Origin of the sequence: Mycobacterium sp. pUA109 (genome assembly GCF_041287095.1) — a bacterium.
Classification (GTDB): Bacteria; Actinomycetota; Actinomycetes; order Mycobacteriales; family Mycobacteriaceae; genus Mycobacterium.
Genome location: NZ_JBGGKS010000013.1, coordinates 116,878 through 135,726, shown reverse-complemented (window position 1 = coordinate 135,726; position 18,849 = coordinate 116,878). Strand labels below are relative to the sequence as shown.

General features: G+C 66.6%; 17 protein-coding genes. 5 read left to right on the top strand and 12 right to left on the bottom strand.

Going from position 1 to position 18,849, the window contains the following annotated elements:
• The first annotated feature begins 43 nt into the window (after positions 1-43).
• From ACAG26_RS16425 to ACAG26_RS16405, 5 genes are all read left to right on the top strand, one after another.
• Entirely contained in the window at positions 44-871 is an 828-nt protein-coding gene (locus tag ACAG26_RS16425) for an acyl-ACP desaturase (RefSeq protein WP_370484017.1), read from the top strand.
• A gap of 194 nt (positions 872-1,065) precedes the next feature.
• The gene (locus ACAG26_RS16420; RefSeq protein ID WP_370484015.1) at positions 1,066-2,373 is read left to right on the top strand and encodes a PhoH family protein; all 1,308 of its coding nucleotides are present in this window, start codon (positions 1,066-1,068) and stop codon (positions 2,371-2,373) included.
• Positions 2,374-2,466: 93 nt separating this feature from the next.
• Positions 2,467-3,306 carry a polysaccharide deacetylase family protein gene (locus tag ACAG26_RS16415; protein WP_370484103.1) on the top strand — a complete coding sequence of 280 codons (840 nt, stop codon included), beginning with the start codon at positions 2,467-2,469 and terminating at the stop codon, positions 3,304-3,306.
• A 133-nt stretch (positions 3,307-3,439) separates the two neighbouring features.
• Complete coding sequence (locus tag ACAG26_RS16410) at positions 3,440-4,405, top strand: oxygenase MpaB family protein (protein ID WP_370484014.1); 966 nt, start codon at positions 3,440-3,442, stop codon at positions 4,403-4,405.
• Positions 4,406-4,418: 13 nt separating this feature from the next.
• Positions 4,419-5,006 (top strand): TetR/AcrR family transcriptional regulator, encoded by a 588-nt coding sequence (locus ACAG26_RS16405; RefSeq protein ID WP_370484013.1) that lies wholly within the window; start codon positions 4,419-4,421, stop codon positions 5,004-5,006.
• A 125-nt stretch (positions 5,007-5,131) separates the two neighbouring features.
• Here the strand turns inward: ACAG26_RS16405 and ACAG26_RS16400 are convergent, their stop codons facing one another.
• The 12 genes from ACAG26_RS16400 to ACAG26_RS16345 all read right to left on the bottom strand — a co-directional run bounded on the left by ACAG26_RS16400 (position 5,132) and on the right by ACAG26_RS16345 (position 18,786).
• Positions 5,132-6,013, bottom strand: coding sequence for a hypothetical protein (locus tag ACAG26_RS16400; RefSeq protein WP_370484011.1), 882 nt, complete (start codon positions 6,011-6,013; stop codon positions 5,132-5,134).
• A 4-nt stretch (positions 6,014-6,017) separates the two neighbouring features.
• The gene (locus ACAG26_RS16395) at positions 6,018-7,421 is read right to left on the bottom strand and encodes a class II fumarate hydratase (protein ID WP_370484009.1); all 1,404 of its coding nucleotides are present in this window, start codon (positions 7,419-7,421) and stop codon (positions 6,018-6,020) included.
• A 22-nt stretch (positions 7,422-7,443) separates the two neighbouring features.
• Positions 7,444-8,484 carry a class II fructose-bisphosphatase gene (gene glpX, locus ACAG26_RS16390; RefSeq protein ID WP_370484007.1) on the bottom strand — a complete coding sequence of 347 codons (1,041 nt, stop codon included), beginning with the start codon at positions 8,482-8,484 and terminating at the stop codon, positions 7,444-7,446.
• A gap of 123 nt (positions 8,485-8,607) precedes the next feature.
• Positions 8,608-9,882 carry an MlaD family protein gene (locus ACAG26_RS16385; protein WP_370484005.1) on the bottom strand — a complete coding sequence of 425 codons (1,275 nt, stop codon included), beginning with the start codon at positions 9,880-9,882 and terminating at the stop codon, positions 8,608-8,610.
• On the bottom strand, positions 9,879-10,994 hold the full coding sequence (locus tag ACAG26_RS16380) for an MlaD family protein (RefSeq protein ID WP_370484003.1): 1,116 nt from the start codon (positions 10,992-10,994) through the stop codon (positions 9,879-9,881). Before ACAG26_RS16380 ends, ACAG26_RS16385 begins: the two co-directional genes overlap by 4 nt.
• On the bottom strand, positions 10,991-12,109 hold the full coding sequence (locus tag ACAG26_RS16375) for an MCE family protein (RefSeq protein WP_370484001.1): 1,119 nt from the start codon (positions 12,107-12,109) through the stop codon (positions 10,991-10,993). Before ACAG26_RS16375 ends, ACAG26_RS16380 begins: the two co-directional genes overlap by 4 nt.
• A complete protein-coding gene (locus tag ACAG26_RS16370) occupies positions 12,106-13,146 on the bottom strand; it encodes an MCE family protein (RefSeq protein ID WP_370483999.1) in 1,041 nt (346 codons plus the stop codon). Before ACAG26_RS16370 ends, ACAG26_RS16375 begins: the two co-directional genes overlap by 4 nt.
• Complete coding sequence (locus tag ACAG26_RS16365) at positions 13,137-14,186, bottom strand: MlaD family protein (protein WP_370483998.1); 1,050 nt, start codon at positions 14,184-14,186, stop codon at positions 13,137-13,139. The genes ACAG26_RS16370 and ACAG26_RS16365 overlap by 10 nt, the downstream gene beginning before the upstream one ends.
• Positions 14,183-15,649 (bottom strand): MlaD family protein, encoded by a 1,467-nt coding sequence (locus tag ACAG26_RS16360; RefSeq protein WP_370483996.1) that lies wholly within the window; start codon positions 15,647-15,649, stop codon positions 14,183-14,185. Before ACAG26_RS16360 ends, ACAG26_RS16365 begins: the two co-directional genes overlap by 4 nt.
• Positions 15,650-15,651: 2 nt before the next feature.
• Positions 15,652-16,509, bottom strand: coding sequence for an ABC transporter permease (locus tag ACAG26_RS16355; RefSeq protein WP_370483994.1), 858 nt, complete (start codon positions 16,507-16,509; stop codon positions 15,652-15,654).
• 3 nt (positions 16,510-16,512) lie between these two features.
• Entirely contained in the window at positions 16,513-17,433 is a 921-nt protein-coding gene (locus ACAG26_RS16350) for an MlaE family ABC transporter permease (protein WP_370483992.1), read from the bottom strand.
• Between the two features lie 486 nt (positions 17,434-17,919).
• Positions 17,920-18,786 carry a MerR family transcriptional regulator gene (locus ACAG26_RS16345; protein WP_370483990.1) on the bottom strand — a complete coding sequence of 289 codons (867 nt, stop codon included), beginning with the start codon at positions 18,784-18,786 and terminating at the stop codon, positions 17,920-17,922.
• Positions 18,787-18,849: the final 63 nt, after the last annotated feature.

The following is an 18,849-nucleotide window of genomic DNA, read 5'->3' as shown; positions in this document are numbered from 1 at the left end:
ATCCAATTTCAGAACACGTGTGAATTCGGGTTACAGTTACCTCATGGCACAGAAACCTGTCGCTAATGCGTTGATTCTCGAACTCGAACCGGTCGTCGCCTCGAACATGGTTCGCCACCTCGACTCCCAGGACCCCTGGTTCGCGCATGACTTCGTGCCGTTCGACCAGGGCGAGAACTTCGCCTTCCTGGGCGGACGCGACTGGGACCCGACGCAGGCCAAGCTGCCCCGGTTGATCACCGACGCGCTGGAAATCCTGCTCATCACCAAAGACAACCTGGGCGGCTACCACCGCGAGCTCGTCGAACACTTCATCCTCGAAGACCAGTGGGGCCGCTGGCTGGGCCGCTGGACCGCCGAAGAGCACCTGCACGCCATTGCGCTGCGCGAATACCTGGTGGTGACCCGGGAGATCGACCCCGCCGCGAACGAGCAGGTCCGTGTCGAGCACGTGATGAAGGGTTATCGCGCCGACCACTACAGCCAGGTGGAAACCCTGGTGTTCATGGCGTTCTTCGAGCGCGCCCACGCCGTGTTCTGCCGGAATCTGGCCGAACGAATCGACGAGCCGGTGCTCAAGGGTCTGGTGAACCGGATCGCCGGCGACGAGGAGCGCCACGAGGAGTTCTTCGCGAACCTGGTCACCCACTGCTTGGGCTACACCCGCGACGAGACCATCGCCGCGATCGCCGCCCGCGCCGCCGAGCTCGACGTCATCGGCGCGGACATCACGCCCTACCAGGACAAGGTCGCGTCGCTGGCCGAAAACGGCATCTTCGGGCCCGACCAGCTGCGGCGCGTCATCGCCGAGCGGATCACCGCCTGGGGATTGGCCGATCAGCCCGAACTGCAGCAGTTCGTCACCGCCTGACCCTCGGCGCGCCTGCACGGCGGGCACACCGCGACCGGAGTAGCGTCGCAGGCGATGGCTAGCGACATGCTCTGCTATCCGGGCGGCACCTCCCGTTGCGACGACGGCAGGACCGGCCCCGGTCCTTTTGCCGCTGCCCCCGCCGACCGGCTCGTGCGGGGCCGCACGAGCGCCATTCGCTCGAGGAGCGCTCCGTGACCGATATCCGGACGTACGTGTTGGACACCTCCGTGCTGCTGTCCGATCCGTGGGCGTGCACGCGGTTCGCCGAACACGAAGTCGTCATCCCGCTGGTGGTGATCAGCGAGCTGGAAGCCAAACGCCACCACCACGAACTGGGCTGGTTCGCCCGTCAGGCGCTGCGCTTACTCGACGACCTTCGGCTCGAACACGGCCGGCTGGACCAACCCATTCCCGTTGGGACACAAGGCGGTCGGTTGCACGTCGAGCTCAACCACAGCGACCCGGCGGTGTTGCCGGCCGGGTTTCGCACCGACAGCAACGACTCCCGGATCCTGACCTGCGCGGCCAACCTCGCCGCCGAGGGCCGGCAGGTGACCTTGGTGAGCAAGGACATTCCGCTGCGGGTCAAGGCGGCCGCGGTGGGGTTGGCCGCCGACGAATACCACGCCCAAGACGTCATCACCTCCGGGTGGACCGGGATGGATGAGATCGAAACCGCCGCCGAAGACATCGACGCGCTGTTCGCCGAAGGCGAGATCGATCTGGCCGCGGCACGAAACCTTCCCTGCCACACCGGGATCCGGCTACTCGGCGGCAGCTCGCATGCGCTGGGCCGGGTCAACCCCGCCAAACGCGTGCAGCTGGTGCGCGGCGACCGGGAGGCCTTCGGGCTGCGCGGCCGCTCCGCCGAGCAGCGGGTGGCCCTGGATCTGCTGCTCGACGAATCGGTGGGCATCGTGTCGCTGGGCGGCAAGGCCGGTACCGGCAAATCCGCGCTGGCGTTGTGCGCCGGGTTGGAGGCGGTGCTGGAACGACGCACCCACCGCAAGGTGGTGGTGTTCCGCCCGCTGTACGCCGTCGGCGGCCAGGATCTGGGCTACCTGCCGGGCAGCGAGAGCGACAAGATGGGTCCCTGGGCCCAGGCGGTGTTCGACACCCTGGAGGGTTTGGCCAGCCCGGCGGTGCTCGAGGAAGTGCTGTCCCGCGGCATGCTCGAGGTGCTGCCGCTGACCCACATCCGGGGCCGCTCCCTGCACGACTCGTTCGTCATCGTCGACGAGGCGCAGTCGCTGGAACGCAACGTGCTGTTGACCGTGTTGTCCCGGCTGGGCACCGGCTCGCGGGTGGTGCTCACTCACGACGTCGCGCAACGCGACAACCTGCGGGTCGGCCGCCACGACGGGGTCGCCGCCGTCATCGAGAAGCTCAAGGGGCATCCGCTGTTCGCCCACGTCACGTTGCTGCGCAGCGAGCGTTCGCCGATCGCCGCGCTGGTCACCGAGATGCTGGAGGAGATCAACCCCGCCACGCTGCCCTGACTCCGAGCGCTTTGGCGCCGTCGCCGCAGCGCCGCGGCCCGGTAGGCTGCCAGGGTGCGACGACCCGACAACCAGTCCTGGCGGTACTGGCGCATGGTGGCCGGGATCGTTGCCGCGGCGGCGGTGCTGGTGATCGGCGGGCTGACCGGGCATGTGCGACGCGCCGACGCCGACACGGTGGACTGCGCCCGGGTGAAGTGCGTGGCGCTGACCTTCGACGACGGACCCGGGCCCTACACCGACCGGTTGCTGCAGATTCTCGCCGACAACGACGCGAAGGCCACGTTTTTCCTGATCGGCAACAAGGTGGCGGCGAACCCGGCCGGCGCCAAGCGGATCGCCGACGCCGGCATGGAGCTGGGCACCCACACCTGGGAACACCCCAATATGACGGCGATCCCGCCCAAGGACATCCCCGCCCAGCTAGCCAAGGGCAAAGACGCCATCGTCGCCGCCACCGGGCAGACCCCCAGCCTGTGGCGGCCCGCCGGCGGGCTGACCAACGACGCCGTCAACCAACAGGCCGCCAAGGTCGGGCTGGCGGCGATCCTGTGGGACGTCATCCCGTTCGACTGGATGAACGACGCCAACACCGCGGCCACCCGGGCGGTGCTGATGGCACAGATCAAACCGGGCTCGGTGGTGCTGTTTCACGACACCTACTCGTCCACCGTCGATCTGGTGTACCAGTTCATCCCGGTGCTCAAGGCCAACGGCTATCACCTGGTGACGGTCAGCCAGCTGCTGGGGCCGCGCGCGCCGGGCAGCGTGTACGGCGGCCGGGAAAACGGCCCACCGGTCAACGACCTGCACGACATCCCCGCCGCGCAGATCCCGTCGCTGCCGGCCACCCCGTCGCCGCCGCCGATGCCCAACTTCCCAATCACCGACATTCCCGGCGCCAACTCGGGCGGACCCAATAACGGCGCGTAGCTTCCCGACCGTTCGTGACTGTGCGATTTCATACGCTTTAAGCGCCCAAAGCGTATGAGCTCGCACAGTCGGCGCAATTTTCGACGCGCCGCACGCTATTGACACGTTGACACAGATACGTAGTCTTTGTTTCATGACTGCAGTCGCGAAGCACCATCCGAGCGATGTCGACACGGACGCCGGCGGCCGGGTGCGGCCCTGGGTGATGACCGAGTTCCGCAAACATTCGGGCAGCGTGCTCACCGGAGCGTTCGGGGCCGCCGCCTACGACGAGGTGGCGCTGGTTCCGGTCGCCGCCGCGGTGGACAAGACCGGGCGCTTCGAACGCAACTTCGCCGACCGCGGTATCCGCAGCGGATTCTCTGCGCTGCTGGCGATCTGGGGCGACGCCGAGGACCGGGCCGCCGAGGGGGAGCGGCTCAAGCTGCTGCACCGCGACGTGCGGGGCCGCGGCACCGGCGAGTTCGCCGACATCCGCTACAGCGCGCTGAGCCCCCAGCTGTGGAACTGGATCGCGGTGAGCGGCATCTTCGTCACCTTGCACTCGTTCACCCCGGCGACCGGCATCACGTTGTCGCCGGCCGAGCGGGAGGCGGCCTACCGGCAACTGTTGGACGCGTTCCGCGCGCTGGAGTTGCCCGGCAAGGGCGCCAAGCTGCCGGCCAGCTACGCCGAGGCGACCCGCTACTACGACCGGGTGGTCGAGACCGAGCTTGCCGCCAACCCGTTCCTGGACCGGGTGACGGCCCAGCTGACCCACCTGCCGCTGCCGACGCTGCTGCTGCCGGAGCCGCTGCGTCGGGCGATGACGCCGATGTGGCTGGCGGCCCGGCCGGTCGCCGGCCGGGTGGTGAAAGTGTGCTCGTTCGGGATCATGCACCCCGGGGTGCGGGAACTGACCGGCTTCCGCTGGCAGCCCCGCCACGACGTCGAGTTCGGCGTCTACTCCCGGCTGTTGCAGCTGGCGTGGCGTGTGCTGCCGGACCGGGTGATGCTGGTCCCGCTGGCCTACAACCGTCTGCAATACGAGAAACTGGTCCGGCTGCACCGCTCGGTGGCGCTGGATTCCTTCGCACCCCCGGGCTGCCCGGCCGGCTGACACACTGGTTGCCATGCCCCGTCGTCGCAGCACCGCCAGCCCCACCGAGCAGGAGGACGCGATCCTCAAAGCCGCTGCCGAGGAGGTGGCGCTCGTCGGGGTGGGGCGCGCCAGCCTGGACGTCGTCGCGCGACAGGCCGGGGTCAGCCGCAGCACGCTGTATCGGCGGTTCCCGAGCCGCGACGCGCTGCTCACCGAACTGGGGCGTCGCACGTTCGAGTTCGCGATGGCCCGACTGCGCCTGGTGGGTATCGAATCCGGTCCCAAAGATGCTGCAGTGGCAGCGTTTTGCGAAGGCCTGCGGCTGCTGACCACCGAACCGGTGATGCGGAAGTTTCTGCAACTCGACGCCGATCTGACGTCGTTGACCGGGATGTATCAAGAGGCCGGGGAGTTTTTGGCCAACGCGTCGACGGCGATGGCCAAGGCGTTGCGCGCCGCCGGGGCCACCATGCCCGACGCGGACCTGCTGGCCGTCGCCGAATTGCACATCCGGGTGGCGTGTTCGATCGCGCAGGTGCCGACCGCGGTGCTCGACGTCGGCGATGACGCGGCGGTGCGCAGCTACGCGCGCAAACACCTGGCCCCGCTGGTGTGGTAACTCGCAGGGGCGTTCGCCCCACGGTCGATGGCGCCGACTGTGCGGCCTCATACGCTTTGAGCGCCCAAACCGTATGAGACCGCACAGTCACGAACGGCTTTGGTCCGCGGCGCCGCCGAAAAGGGTTACTTCGTCACTTTCAGTGCGGAGATGACTCCTTCGACCGTGGCGCGGGCGCTGGCGTCCCCAATCGGCGTCGCGCCCAGGAAGAAGGTGACCGGTGTGGTCTTTACCGCGATGACGATGACCGAGTCGCCGGGCACATTGCGGGAGGCGTCGCCGATGGTGATGTCGGCGTCCACCCGCGCGGCGTCGGTGCCGTCGACCTTGATCGACGACGTCTTGATCGGTCCCAGACTGGGCGACACCTGGGCGTAGCCGGGGCCGTTGGCCACGCACGTCATCAGCTTCGATGCCTGCTTTTGGATGTCCATGCTGGTCACGAAGTTGGACTCGGCGACCTCGGCCTGCATGATCCAGTGGCTGGCGCCGAACACCGCTTGGGCGACCCCCACCGCGTCGATCGCATTCGGCAGCGAGTCGTCACCGAACGGGGTCCAGCCGGGCGCCGCGCTGGCGGGAAAGGACAATCCGCCGGCGCTGACGCTGTCTCCGCCGGCCGGCAGCCCGGCCGACACGTTGGGGGTGCAGTCGGTCGCGGTCTGCGCGGAGGTGTCCGGCGCGCTCGTCGACGGTCCCGCCGCCGAGGACGGGGTGCTCTGCGCGGACTTGTGGCCCCTGCCGCCGACGAACACCAGGGTGACCACCAGCGCCGCGGTCAGCAGCACCGCGACGACGGTGGCGATCACCCACGCCTTCATTGAGCCGGGCTGACGCGGTGGCGGTCCCGGCGGGTAGGGGCCGGTCGGCCACCCGTGCGGCGGGTAGGCGGACGGGCCCACCGGCGTTCCCGGTGGCGGGTGCGGGTAGGGGCCGGGCGGGGGCGGGCCACCCCAGTACGGAGGCTGCCCCTGAGGAGGCATGCCGGACGGATCTTGGGGTGGCATGTGCCTAACGACCCTCGTCTTTGACCTTGGCCATCGCCAACACGTCGAGACGCTTGTCCAGTTCGGCTTCGGAGAGCTTGTCGCCGATCAGGCCGCGGTCGATCACGGTCTGCCGGATGGTCTTGCGCTCCTTGAGCGCTTCCTTGGCCACCGCGGCGGCCTCCTCGTAGCCGATCGCGGAGTTCAGCGGCGTCACGATCGACGGGCTGGACTCGGCCAGCTCGCGCAGGTGCTCGACGTGGGCGGTCAACCCCACCACACAGCGGTCGGCGAACAGCCGGGACACGTTGGCCAGCAACGTGAACGACTCCAACAGGTTGCGCGCCATCATCGGGATGTAGACGTTGAGCTCGAAGGCCCCGGCCGAGCCACCCCAGGCGATCGCGGCGTCGTTGCCGACCACCTGGGCCGCCACCTGGGTAACCGCCTCGGGCAGCACCGGGTTGACCTTGCCGGGCATGATCGAGCTGCCCGGCTGCAGGTCCGGCAGCGCGATCTCGGCCAGCCCGGTCAACGGGCCCGAGCCCATCCACCGGATGTCGTTGGCGATCTTGGTCAGCGACACCGCGATGGTGCGCAGCGCACCGGAGGCCTCGACCAGCCCGTCGCGGGCGGCCTGGGCCTCGAAGGAGTTGACCGCCGTGCGCAGTTCGCTCAGCCCGGTCTGCGCGACGAGCGCCTCGACCACCTTGGCGCCGAAGCCGTCGGGCGCATTGAGCCCGGTGCCCACGGCGGTGCCGCCGATGGCCAGCTCACCGAGCCGCGGCAGCGTGGCCTGCACACGTTCGATGCCGGCCTCGATCTGGCGGGCGTAGCCGGAGAACTCCTGGCCCAGGGTCACCGGCACCGCATCCATCAGGTGGGTGCGGCCGGACTTGACCACCGTGCGCCATTCGCGGGCCTTGCCGGCCAGCGCGTCGTGCAGCACCTGCAGCGCCGGAATCAGGTGGCGCACCGCGGCTTCGGTCGCTGCGATGTGGGTGGCGGTGGGGAAGGTGTCATTGGACGACTGGGACATGTTGACGTCGTCGTTGGGATGGACCGTCACGCCGTTGGCGGCCGCGATCGACGCGATCACCTCGTTGGTGTTCATATTCGAGCTGGTGCCCGAACCGGTCTGGAACACGTCGATGGGGAACTGGTCATCGTGGCGGCCGTCGGCGATCTCACCGGCGGCGGCGATGATCGCGTCGGCCTTCTCCGCGGCCAGCAGGCCCAGGTCCTTGTTCACCTGCGCGCAGGCGCCCTTGAGCAGGCCCAGCGCCCGGATCTGGGTGCGCTCCAGGCCGCGGTGCGAGATCGGGAAGTTCTCCACCGCCCGCTGGGTTTGGGCGCGCCACAACGCTTTCGCCGGCACCCGGACTTCGCCCATGGTGTCGTGTTCGATGCGGAATTCGGGTTCAGCCATGCGATGTCCTTGTTGTCGAGGGTCAGGGCAGCGGATAGGCGGCGTTGGAGTCGCCGGTGAAGTCGACGGCCGAGTACTCGTTGAGCTTCGACAGCCGGTGGTAGGCCTCGATCATGCGGACGGTGCCGGACTTGGAGCGCATCACGATCGACTGCGTGGTGCAGCCGCCGGGGTAGTAGCGCACCCCCTTGAGCAGATCGCCGTCGGTGACCCCGGTCGCGCAGAAGAACACATTCTCCCCGGACACCAGGTCCGCGGTGGTCAACACCTGGTCCAGGTCGTAGCCGGCGTCGATCGCTTTTTGTCGCTCGGCGTCATCGGTGGGGGCCAACTGGGCCTGGATCTCGCCGCCCATACATCGGATCGCCGCGGCGGCGATGATGCCCTCCGGGGTGCCGCCGATCCCGGCCAGCATGTCGGTGCCCGAGTTGGGTCGGCACGCCGAGATCGCCCCGGCCACGTCACCGTCGGTGATCAGCCGAATCCGCGCCCCGGTGGCCCGCACATCGTGGATCAGCTGGGCGTGCCGGGGGCGGTCCAGGATGCACACCGTGATGTCGCGCACCGACAGGTTCTTGGCCTTGGCGACCGCGCGGATGTTGTCGGCGATGGGTGCGGTGATATCGAGCACGTGGCCGGATTCCGGCCCGACGGCGATCTTGTTCATGTAGAACACCGCCGACGGGTCGAACATCGCGCCGCGCTCGGCGACCGCCAGCACCGAGATGGCGTTGGGCATGCCCTTGCTCATCAGCGTGGTGCCGTCGATGGGATCCACCGCGAAGTCGCAGTCCGGGCCGTCGCCGTTGCCGACCTCTTCGCCGTTGTAGAGCATCGGGGCGTGGTCCTTCTCGCCCTCGCCGATCACCACCACGCCGCGCATCGACACCGAGTTCACCAGTTCGCGCATCGCGTCGACGGCGGCGCCGTCGCCGCCCTCCTTGTCGCCGCGGCCCACCCAGCGGCCCGCGGCCATCGCGCCGGCCTCGGTGACCCGTACCAGTTCCATGGCCAGGTTGCGGTCTGGGGCTTCACGGCGGGGAGGCTGGCCAGGAGCAGTCATGGTTGCTGATTGTCCCAGAAAGCAGGTCGACGCGAGCCAGCGGGGCTCGGACCATGGGTGTTAGCCGAGGCCCCGTTCGCGGGCGCGCCGGTGGGCCTCCGTGGTGTCGGCTCCCGGGTCGTTTCAGTTCGGTATCCACGCCGGCAACTCGGGTCCGGCGTAGGGGGTGGGCAGCGTGTACGGCGGATACACCGGCGCCGGATCGGTCTGCGCGGTGGGGTCGAATCCCGGTGGCGGACCGGCGGTGTCGTCACCGGGTGGTCGCGGCGCGTTGCGCGCGCCGCGGACCAAAACTGCCGGGTCGGGATTATTGCAATAGGTGTACCGGTAGGGTTCGGGAAAATCGGGCTGCGAGGGCGGGCGTCGCGGGAGGTTGTAGTCGCAGCGGTACGTCTGATACATGAACGAGCCCACACCCCAGACAGCGCCGTCGTGAATGATGCTGGAGATCCGGTCGATAAGCGGTCCGTGGTCCGGTCGCCACAGGTCCTGTAGCGCCGGTATCCGCAGGTAGAGCAGCTGCGACACCGTCGTCAGGTTGCCCAGCAGCTGCACGATGTTGTCCCGGTTGCCGGTGAGAAAGTCGTCGAACTGGGCCAACTGGCCACTGCCCCGGTCGATGAGCGTTCGGAATCCGTTGTCCATCCTGTTCACCCCCGACAAGACGTTTTGCAGGTCGACGGTGGTTCGGCGCAGGCCCGGGGTGACGTCGGCAAGTGTGGCGAACACGGTCCGGGTGTTGCGCAGCAGGCTGACGGTCTGCGGCAGTACCCCCTCGAGCGTGGAGGACAGAAAGATCGCCCCGTCGAACACGGCGGCCAGCTTCTTTGGCCCCTCGCGTCCGACGCGAAGTTCCCTGGTGAGGGTGGTCAGTTGGTCGGGGTCCAGTTGAGCCAAGGCGCCGTGGCTGTCGTCGATGATCTGCGCCAGCGACACCGGGACACTGGACTGCTGTTCGCCGATGACCGTGCCATCGGTCAAGACCGGTCCGCCACTGTGCCGCGGTGAGAAGTCCAGGTGTTGTTCACCGGCCGCGGACAAGCCCGACACCCGCACCGGGCTGTCCCGCGGGATCCGCGCGTCGCCGTTGATGGCGGCCACCGCCTCCACCCCGTGCTCGGTGAAGTTGATCGCCGTGACACGACCAACCGGTATCCCGCGCACGGTGACATCCTGATTGACCAACAGCCCGCCCGACTCGCGCAGTAACACCCGCACCGAGATCGTCGTGTGCGCCGGGTTGACCCCCAAACCGCCGACGGTCACGTAAGCCAGCGCGGTCACCAGGGTGAGGGCCACCCCGATGCACGAGGCCAGGATCCGGCGTTTGGCCACCGCCCGAACCAGGTCGACGACGACCCGGGCCGACCATTCCAGCGGGAGGAGCAGCGGCGTCATCGTTGGGCCCCGTAGATCCTGTCCAGCAACAGGTTCCACTCGTATCGCAAGCTGCCGATCATCAGATGCCAGTCGGTGCCGTCCGTCCAGTGGAACCCGGGATCGCCGGGATAGTTCTTGTCCGGCCAGGGCACCAGCGTGAGTTTCGAGATCTCCGCCGAGGCATGCAGAGACGTCGCGTTGGTGATCTTGATGATGAGCCCGATCATCCGGTTGAACGATGTCAGCGACAGGTTGGGGTCGAGGGAGATTTCGTTGAACACCGCCGCCAATTCGTTGATGTCGGCGGTCAGGCTGCGGGTATCGGTGCCTTGAAAAGAGGGAAACCGGGACAGTTGGCGGGTGGTGCGCGCGACCGCATCCGCCAGGTCGGCTAATCGGGCGGCGTTGTCGGCGATCACCGCGATCGCCGGCGCGGCGGCGGTGAAGGACGCGTCGAGGGTGTCGCGTCGTGCGGACATCGCCGCTGCCAGCTCAGACGTGCGCCGCAACGCGCTGTTCAGTTGGTCGGACCTCGTGGTCATCCGGGACAGCAAGGTTGTCGTCTGGTGCAACATCGAGCCGAGCTTCTCGCCCCGTCCTCCGACCGCCCGGCCGGTGCCGTTCAGCAACGACACCAGGTGGCGCACCGTCCCCCCGTTGACCAGCATCGCCATCGAGTTGAGGAGTTCTTCCACGGTCGGTGCCGCGGCGGTGGATTTCAGCGGGATGGTGTCACCGTCGCGCAGCAGCGCCGCATCCGCGGCCTGGTGCGGATCGGACCTGATCTGGACGAACACATCGCCGAGCAACGTGGGGGACCGCAGTTCGGCGGTGCTCCCGGCGCGCAGCGGGACGTCGGCCCTGATCCGCATGTTCACGTGGGCGGTGAAGTTCTGCGCCGAGATCGAATCGACCTCACCGATGTCGGCGCCGTAGAGTTTCACCTTCGCCTTGGCCGGAAGATTCAATGCGTTGGTGAAGACCGCTGTCAGGGTGTAACTTTGGCCGCCGGCCTCCGGTGCCGGCAGCGGCAGGTTGTCCAGGCCGGCGGCGCAGCCGGCCAGCAACGCGACCGCGCCGACGGTGAGCGTGCAGCGCAAACCGCGGCGGACGGCGGACAGGTATCTCATGGCGTACCACTGATTCCGTCGGCCATCAGGTTGAGCATCCCGGTGAGGCCAAAATCCGGTCCGTAGTCGTTCAGTGTGCCGGTGGCGCATCCCAACTGCTTTAGTCCCATCAGATTGCACACCTCCTTGGCGAACTGACCGTTGAGCAGCATCTTGTCGACCAATAGATGGGCGCGAACGCTGCCGGCATTTTCGTCGATCACGTTGTAGAGGTTGTCGGCTGCGAGCGGCCCCACATCGAGGATCTCCGCCAGCTCCCGGCGGTAATCAACCAGCGACGTCGTAATGGTGCGGGTACCGGCGAACGTGCCGTTCAACGTTGCTCGGTTACCTTCCAGCAACCGGGTGGCTTCGGCAAGGATCTCGTTGACCTTCGCGCCGGTGCTGCCCGAACCCAGGTCTTCGTCGGCGAGGATGTCGCTGAGCTGCCGGAGGTTCGAGCCGAATTCGCGTATCGCGGCGTCGTTGTCGGCCGCCGACTGGCTCAACTCGGCGACACTGGTGATGATCGCTTGCATGTTCTTTTTGCTGTGCGCGCCCTTATCGGGGCCTACCCGCAGCGCCTGGGACAGTTTGTCCAGCGTCGCCCTGACCTGGGGCCCGTTTTGTGAGGTGATCTCCGCGCCCAGGGAGACCAGGTCACCAAGCGGTCCGTTCCCATTGGCGTCGCCGTGCAACGCTTTACCGAGTTTGTCGACCATCGCCAGTGTGCGGTCGAATTCGACCGGTGTGCGGGTGCGCGCCAAACCCAGTACGTCGCCGTTGTGTAGCTTCGGTCCGCCGCGGTAGGGGGGTGTGAGCTCGACGACCCGGTCGGTCAGGATGGAGTGCGAGACCGTCACGGCCTGAACATCGGCGGGAATGTCGACGCCCTCATCGATGGCGAGGGTCACCGCCACGTAGCTGTCCTTGGAAACGACGCCGGTCACCGTCCCCACCGGTATTCCCAGCACCGCGACCGCGTTGCCCGCGTACAGCCCGATCGCGTCCTCGAACTCGGCGGTTACCGTGAGCTGGCGGCCGGCGAGCCGGGGGATCACCGCGGCCGCCCCGACCGCGAGCAGGACCATGGTTGCGGCCAGCGCTATGACGATCACCTTGATCTGTCGGCTCATTCGCAGTCCTTGAAGTATTCGACGAGGTTGAACTGCTTGGCCCGCCCGCTGAGGGCGCACATCCACGAGTCGATGAAAACCCCGGCGGGAAGGTTGCCGTCCACGGCGTTGCCGCTGCCGGTGGCGTTGGCGAGGTTGCGCACGGTGATGGGCAGCGTCTGCAAGATGTTGCGTATCAACGCGTCGTGGTCGGCCATCAGCTGGGTGAATTCTTGAGCGTTGGCCAGCAACTGGTCGATCGCCGGCTCGTCGCCGAGGATTGTCTTGGCGCGGTCGACCAGCGTGGCGGCGTTGGCGAAGAGGTGCTGCACCGCCGCGCGCCGGGTTGCGATCTCGCTCAGCAGGTCGCGGCCCTGCAGCACCAGTGACCCCAGATCGGCCTTCTGGTCGCGCAGCATCGTGGTCAGCGCGTCGGCGTTGGCCAGCAGGCTGCCGAGTTGCCCGCGCCGATCCGACATGATGGTGGCCAGCGATTGCAGGTTGTCCAGCGCCTGCGGCAGGGCGTCGGGCAAACCGGCCAGGTTTTGGTTCAGCATTTCCACCGAGTCGACGACGTGCTCGGCATCGACCGATTCGAAGGTGCTCGTCGCACCCGCGATGGTCTTCTGCAGATCGTAGGGGACTTGGGTGTTGGCCAACGTAATCGTGTGATGGTCGAGATCGCCGGCGCCGGCCGGTGACAACTCGAGGTAGCGGGATCCCAGGATCGTGGTCACCTTGATGGCCGCCTGGGTGGCGCTGCCCAGGTGCACGTCATTGCGGACCGTGAAGGTGACGATGACGTGATCGCCGGCGAGTTTCGCGCTGTCGACGGTGCCCACTTCGATGCCCGCGACCGTGACCTGGTTGCCGTTACCGATCTGGGCGGCCTGAGCGAATTCGGCTCGGTAGCGGGTCTTGCCGGCGTTGAGGGTGCCGAACAACACCAGGCCGGCCAGCACGACGCCGATCACGACCAGCGCGATCAACCCGAGCCATGTCTTGTTGTATGACTCGACGGGGCGTTTGAGGCGCTCGAACACCGCGGCTACCTGCATATCGGTGAGTGCCAGACCTCGTGACCGTTGCCCGGGGTCGCCGCCATGATGAAGGCTCGGGTCCAGTGGAACAGACCGCGCCACAGTCCGATGTCTAGATCACAGACGTAGGCGTTGGCATAGGTTCCCTCCTGCGAGATGCGCGCAACGCCTTTGGCCAGCAACGGCAGGTTGGCGGCCAGATAGCTAAACCGCGCTCGCCCGTCGTGCAGGCCGTAGTCGAGGAAACCGGGTTGCCGGCCGATGAACTCTTGCAACTGGGGCGTGATGGTGTCGACGATCGTCGCCAGCCGGCCGACCGTCGAGTTGATCGACCCCACCGAGGCGACCAGTTCCCCTCGACGGTCGGCCAGTTCCGCCATGATGCCGCGGGTTTGGCGAATCATCGTCTGCAGATTGCTGTTTTGTGATGCCAGGCTGGCCATCAGCTGGTCCAGGTTGCCGATGAGGTCGCCCAGAACCTGGTCGGGTCCGGCCAGCATTTCCGTTAAAGCCGAGGCCTGGGTGGTCAACGCGAGGATCGAATCGGAATCACCTTGGAAGGCCAGGATGAGGGCGTTGGTCAGATTGTCGACCTGCTGTGGATCCAGCTGGGTAAATAGTGGCTCGAACCCGTTGAGCATGTAGGAGATGTCGAACGACGGGTTGGTGCGCTCCACGGGTATCTGACCGTGATTCGTCAAGGGAGTGTGATCGCCGTCCGGCCCTTGCGATAACCCCAGGTATCGCTGTCCCATGACGTTCTGGTAGGTCACCGACGCGAGGGTGTCGCGGTAGAGCACCTGGCCGCGTTGCACCCGGAAACTAACCCGCGCCAACGATCCCGCGAGCTCAACCTTGTCCACCCGGCCGACCCGGACGCCGGCCACCCGCACGTCATTGCCCGGGGTGAGCCCGGAAACATCGGTGAAAATCGCCGAATAGGTATTGGTCGGCCCCTCGACTCCGCGCTGCAAGGTGGCGAAGACCATCACGGTCACGGCCACCGAAAAGACGGTGAAGATGGCCAGGCCGATCAACGGTTTGCGGTACTTGCTCACCGGTCGCCTCCGGGGTCGGGTGTGATGTGCACGGTCGTACCGCGGGACAGCGGCCCCAACAGCAAGTCCAGGGCAACCGAGGGCCGCCCGCCCACGATGCGGCCGAGCTGGTCCATTTCCTGGCGACTGCCGACCGGCCCTACGTTGCCGCGGATATTGGATTGCGGCTGGATCCCGGCCGGCGCCGGATCCTCCGGGGCCGGGGATTCATCGGGCAGCTGCGGGCCGCCGGGTGGCGGCCCCGGCGGGCCCTGCGGATCGTCGGGCATCGAGTGCCGCGGCGGGGTCACGTTGGGGCGGTTTTCCGCTACTCCCGGTGTGGGGGGAAACCCCATTGACCCCAAGGAGGGCAGCAGATCCGGCGCGGTCGGAACTTCCGGCGCCGTCAGGCAACTCGGGCCAGCGAGGTCGCCGTAGCGCGGGCAGTCGGCGCGAACGTAGGTGCGCGTCGGGGTAAACGCGACCGCCGCCTTGACGCGGGGAAGGTTGGTGTCGGGATCCCAGGCCTCCTCGTAGGCCTTGTCGGCGAGGCGCTGCAGGCGAGTCGATACGTCGTGGAACTCATTGGCGTGGTCGGCGATGACGCCGAGTGCCGGTGTCAGTTCGGTGCTGATGGTGATCAACCGGTCGGTCTGATGGTCAAAGGCGTCGCCGAGCATGCCGGACGTACCAAGTCCGCCGGAGAGAAAATCGTCCAACTGCACGCGCTTCTCGGCGAAGGTCTGCATGGGTGCGATCGAGCTGTCGAGCGCGTCGAACAGTTCGGGGGAGGCGCTGCGCAGTCCGTCGGCAGCCGCGGTCAGCGCCGAGAGGGTGGATGGTCCGGTGTCGTCGACGCCGACAACCGTATTCAGCTGCGTCAGAATATCGTTCAGGTCATGACCGGTGTCGGTCAGCTGCTGGCCGCGACCATGGGTCGCCTCGCCCAAGGTCGCCATCAGGCCGATGCTGTTCTCGTCGGGTTTGCGTGCCACGGCGGCAAGCAGCTGGCGGAGGCGGGCGAGAACGTTTTGAAATAACACGGTCGGCAGCGACTTGTCCTCCCGCACGACCGACCCGGACCGCAGTGGTCCCGAACCCTTCCCGTTGTCGACGAACTGCACCGACGACACCGCGAAGATATTGGACGGAACCACGCGTGCGGTAACCGTGTTGGGGATACCGGAGGCATACCCGGGTTTGAGGGCGACGTGGACGTGATTGGGGCCGCCGAACTGGGAGGGGATGATCTCGGAGACCGCACCCACCAGGACGCCGCGGAACTTCACGTCCGAGCGCTGCGGCAGCCCATCGCCGATATCGACCAGCTCGACATCGACGCGCACCAGCTGGTCCAGCGCGCCTTTCGATTTGGCGCCCATCAGTCCGGCGATGATGGCCGCGATCGCGATGAAGCACACACCCTCGACGAGTAGAAGGCGGTGGGAGGGACCGCGGGGATCGACGTCGAAGGAGTTCGGCATGGCTAACCACCGAACCTGGCGCCGGATTCGACGCCCCACAGCGCCATGGTCAACAGCATGTTCACGATGATCACGACCGTCAGGCTGGCCCGCATCGCCCGTCCGGCCGCCACACCGACCCCCGCCGGCCCGCCGTGGGCGAAGAAACCGTAATAGCACTGGATCGTCGAGGAGATGAAGACGAAGGCGGTGGCCTTGATCGTCGCGAAGACAACGTCTCGGCCGTTGATGAACAAGGAAAAATAGTGCAGGTATGACCCGGTGGACTGGCCGGCGAACACGCTGACCAGCTGGCAGGACAGATACGACGTTGCCAGGGCGGTGAGGAACAACGGGATGACGGCGATCAGTGAGGCCATCACCCGGGTGGTCACCAGATAGGGGATGGGGTTGATGGCCAAGGCGTCCATGGCGTCGATTTCCTCGTTGATCCGCATGGCGCCCAATTGGGCGGTAAACCGGCATCCCGCCTGCGCGATGAACGCCATCGCGATCATGATCGGTGCGAGTTCGCGGGTGGTGGCGAATGAGGAGATCAGCCCGGTTGCCGGGCCCATACCCAGGAGCTTCAACGCGCTATAGCCTTCGACGGCAACCAAGGCGCCAGCGGTGATTCCCAGCACCACTGCGACGTTGACGGTGCCGCCGCCGACCACGATGGACCCGTTACCCCAGGAGATGTCGGCCAACAGCCGCAGCATTTCTCGGCGGTAGTGCCGCAGCATGGTGGGTACCGACACCACGACCCGGCCGAAGAAGTGTGTGACGTGGCCGGCTTTCGCCACCGTCTGGCTGGTCGCGCCCGCGGCTTGGATGACCGAGTGGGTGCCCGGAACGTGAAATGTGGTGGGCGCGGCCATGGCTTACAGGGTCTGCCGCGGGAAGATGATGACGTAGAGCTGGCTCATCACCACGTTGACGATCATCAGCAGCAGCATGGACTCGACGACCGCCGCATTCACCGAGTTCGCTACCCCGGCCGGACCGCCCCGGGTGTCTAAGCCTTTGTGACAGCTGATGGTTGCGACGATTGTCGCGAACACGATGGCTTTGACCAGGGCGAGCGCGAGATCGCCCACGGTGGCAAAGGAGGCGAATGTCGCGATGAACGAGCCGGGTGTGCCGTTCTGAAAGTAGACGTTGAACAGGTAGCCCGCGATGTATCCGACGAAGCTGGTGACCCCGGTCAGCAACACGCCGATGAGGATCAGCGCGGCAAGCCGCGGAACCACCAGGCGTCGGACCGGCATCACCCCCATCACCTCCATCGCCTGGATTTCTTCTCGCATCGTTCGTGAACCCAGGTCTGCGCACACCGCCGAGCCGACCGCCAATGCGAGCAACATCGACGCCACGAGCGGAGCCCCCTGGCGGATCACCACCATCCCGGTCGCCGCGCCGGACAGCGAGGTGGCGCCGACTTGTCCGGCTAGCAAGCTGAATTGGATGGACAGGGTGACCCCGATCGGAATTGTGACCAAAACCGTCGGGACGAACGCCGTTCCCGCCATAAACGCGGCCTGTTCGATGAACTCGCCGACCAGGAAGCGGCCGGTGAGGAGGTCGACGATCAGGTACTGGACGGCCCGCAGGCCGAGCATCACTTGCCCGCCAACGGTGCTCAGCGACATCAACGGGTGGTTCAGCAGGTAGTGGCGAACCCAATCACGGATCTCGCCGAGGGCCGAGCGTTTGGTGGGCGGTGGCTGCGGGACGACCGCCACCGCGGCGGCGTTTTTGCGCTCCGCCAGGTCGACTGACGCGGCAGATCGAGCTGATGTCATGGCTGCCTTCCCCCCAGGCTGAAATCGGGTGTCACAGACCGATCCCACCCAGTCCATTCGCCCTCGGGGTCGTTGCGCGGCCCAAGCGTCTTCTCGCGGCGCTGTGAGCAGTTCGCAAGCATGGACGGCGTCACACCGCGGTGGGGTACGTCAATTCGTTGGACCACGTCGGGCGTGGCGGCCACTTTTCCGGCCGGATGGTGGTGTCGGTAATCGTTTGCAGTGTGTCGGCCAGATCGAGAGTGGTCATGTGTCTCCCTGTCGCCCACCGCCCCAGACCGCGCCATCATCACTCATCACAGTGCCAGTTGTCAATGGGTATATGCCAGTGGACAACGGTACGGTTTCCGGTCGACGACGGCGGTTGCGTTGCCGGGTTCCACCTGCGGGGCTATCGGGTCCGGCTGCCCATCACGGCGCGGCCCGGCTGGCGCTGGTTCGCCGACGGGGTGAAGAAAAATCCTTAAGGGCTAGCCGACTTCACGGCTAGTCGGCGCCGCCGTCGTGAGGGGGCATCATGCCCTCCAAGTACTCACGGACTGCGCGGACCGCGTTGTCTTCCAGCGCGTCGCTCAATGCGTTGTTGACGAGGAGGCTGGCCAGCTCACGCACATCGGTGATCACGGCGGCGAGGTCTTGTTGCTGCTCGGCTGGTGGGATCCAGCCCTCGCCATAGTGCTCGACGAGCTTGTTGCGCAGCTCGTTGACGGTGGTCTCGGCGAGTTGCTGCACGGCGCTGGTGGTGGCTTCGCACACCCCGAGCAGCACCCGCAGGTAGAACGTTTGGTCTTTGGCGCCGGTCACCACCGCGTTGATGTGCGGATCCACGATGACCAGGTCGTTGTTTTTGCGGCGGGCAAGCCCGTGGCGGACCAGGTTGCGGGCGAGTTCGCTGGAGGGGTCCAGCGGCAGCGGTTGCGCCGGCGCGAGTGCCGCCATCTTGCGCGGCTCGGTGTTCTTCTTCCAGGGCGCCGTGAATGCTTGCTGCATTCCGGTCTTTTTGGCCAATTCCTGGACGCCTAATGTGTCGGCCAGGTCCAGGTTCTTTGCGAATCCTTTGAAGAAGTCCTGGATATGCGCGACCGTGTATCCTTTCTGCAGCAACTGCGTAATGATCTGTAATTGCCACAGATGGTTCTCGTCATAAATTGCGATCCGGCCATCGCGCTTGGGCGGAACTAATAACCCGCGCTCCTGGTATGCGCGGATATTGCGCGACGACACACCGGATCGCCGCGCCAACTCATCGAGTCGATATTCAGCCAACCCCTGCACTTTCTGCCCTAGTGAACGGTCCCGCATGCCAAGCCTGCGCCGCGTGCTGGCATTCCAGAATACCGGCTGGTCCTGCACGGATTCACGCGGTGTTGTGGCGACCCCCTACTTGGACGCTGTTGTACTGCAATCCCCGCCACG

What these genes read in the sequence shown, in the direction of transcription:
- ACAG26_RS16405 (WP_370484013.1), top strand. Translation starts at nt 4,419, where the DNA reads ATGCCCCGTCGTCGCAGCACCGCCAGCCCCACCGAGCAGGAGGACGCG.
- ACAG26_RS16360 (WP_370483996.1), bottom strand. Translation starts at nt 15,649, where the DNA reads ATGCCGAACTCCTTCGACGTCGATCCCCGCGGTCCCTCCCACCGCCTT.
- ACAG26_RS16370 (WP_370483999.1), bottom strand. Translation starts at nt 13,146, where the DNA reads ATGCAGGTAGCCGCGGTGTTCGAGCGCCTCAAACGCCCCGTCGAGTCA.
- ACAG26_RS16400 (WP_370484011.1), bottom strand. Translation starts at nt 6,013, where the DNA reads ATGCCACCCCAAGATCCGTCCGGCATGCCTCCTCAGGGGCAGCCTCCG.
- ACAG26_RS16355 (WP_370483994.1), bottom strand. Translation starts at nt 16,509, where the DNA reads ATGGCCGCGCCCACCACATTTCACGTTCCGGGCACCCACTCGGTCATC.
- ACAG26_RS16425 (WP_370484017.1), top strand. Translation starts at nt 44, where the DNA reads ATGGCACAGAAACCTGTCGCTAATGCGTTGATTCTCGAACTCGAACCG.
- glpX (WP_370484007.1), bottom strand. Translation starts at nt 8,484, where the DNA reads ATGACTGCTCCTGGCCAGCCTCCCCGCCGTGAAGCCCCAGACCGCAAC.
- ACAG26_RS16395 (WP_370484009.1), bottom strand. Translation starts at nt 7,421, where the DNA reads ATGGCTGAACCCGAATTCCGCATCGAACACGACACCATGGGCGAAGTC.
- ACAG26_RS16410 (WP_370484014.1), top strand. Translation starts at nt 3,440, where the DNA reads ATGACTGCAGTCGCGAAGCACCATCCGAGCGATGTCGACACGGACGCC.
- ACAG26_RS16350 (WP_370483992.1), bottom strand. Translation starts at nt 17,433, where the DNA reads ATGACATCAGCTCGATCTGCCGCGTCAGTCGACCTGGCGGAGCGCAAA.
- ACAG26_RS16415 (WP_370484103.1), top strand. Translation starts at nt 2,467, where the DNA reads ATGGTGGCCGGGATCGTTGCCGCGGCGGCGGTGCTGGTGATCGGCGGG.
- ACAG26_RS16385 (WP_370484005.1), bottom strand. Translation starts at nt 9,882, where the DNA reads ATGACGCCGCTGCTCCTCCCGCTGGAATGGTCGGCCCGGGTCGTCGTC.
- ACAG26_RS16375 (WP_370484001.1), bottom strand. Translation starts at nt 12,109, where the DNA reads ATGAGCCGACAGATCAAGGTGATCGTCATAGCGCTGGCCGCAACCATG.
- ACAG26_RS16380 (WP_370484003.1), bottom strand. Translation starts at nt 10,994, where the DNA reads ATGAGATACCTGTCCGCCGTCCGCCGCGGTTTGCGCTGCACGCTCACC.